Genomic DNA, 1,002 nt, shown 5'->3' with positions numbered 1-1,002 from the left:
ATCACCGAAGTCCGCACCTATGCGAATGCCCTGACCGGTGCGGCGTTCGATGCATGGGACGGTCGCTCCGTACCGACTGTCATGGCCGACGACACGCGGGACCAGCGTTTGCGTACCGTCTTTGATGCCGCGAATCGTGCCGCCTGGCAGGTCGATGGCGTTGGAGGCGTACTCCGCATTGCATATGACGGCAACGGTAATGCTCTCGAGCGGCGAGCCTATGCCAACCGCCTCGACGCCTTGGCGCTAGCCGCGTGGGACGGAAAAACCCCGCCGTTGCCGCAGGCCGATGACGAGCTCGATCAACATGTTCGCAACATCTACGACGCTGCGGGTCGGCTGACATGGAGCGTAGATGGCGAAGGGTCCGTGACGTCGAATGAATACGATGCCAATGGCAATGTCACATACCGCACCCGGTTCGTCGACACCGTTGGGCGCGACGCATCGCCGGACAGCGTGCAGGACAACTATCAGGATCTGGTCACCCACTACATCTACGACGCAGCCAATCGTGTGTCGTACCGGTCGAAGTGGCAGGGAAGAAGTTCAATGGGAGGGCCATACGGCCCTTCGCTCGATAGCCGCGAGGAAATATCGTACGACTACGACGGGGCAGGCCATTTGCTGCGGCAAACAGTGCACGCGACTTTGCCATGGAAGGCGTCGACCGGTCAGACGCACCAGGCTGATCGCAGCAACTATTTCGTATATGACGCGGCGGGGCGCCTGACCTATTCCGTGGATGCCGAAGGCGGCGTAACGCGAAACAGCTATGACGGCGCGGGGCGGATGATTCAGAGTCGGCAGTTTGCCGATGTAGTCAGGGATGTCACTGGCGTTACCGCCTTTGGGGGGTGGAGGCGCAATCTGCCCTTGGATAGAACTCTGACGGACAGTCGTTTCACTGAAATGGGCGCGAACCACTTCTGGAGGTTGAGCGCTGCCATGCTCGAAGCCGAACTGACGCCTGATGCGTCGGCCGATCGCGTTACTGTGATG

The 1,002-nt window shown here is 60.5% G+C and carries 1 protein-coding gene; it reads left to right on the top strand.

Features of this window, described 5'->3' with window-relative positions; all coding sequences use genetic code 11:
• On the top strand, positions 1-1,002 hold a 1,002-nt coding region (locus tag ACSFA3_RS26515; RefSeq protein WP_475544597.1), incomplete at both ends, for an RHS repeat domain-containing protein.

It is taken from the genome of Variovorax glucosi (genome assembly GCF_051216695.1).
Lineage (GTDB): Bacteria > Pseudomonadota > Gammaproteobacteria > Burkholderiales > Burkholderiaceae_C > Variovorax.
This window is presented reverse-complemented; position numbering and strand designations above follow the sequence as displayed.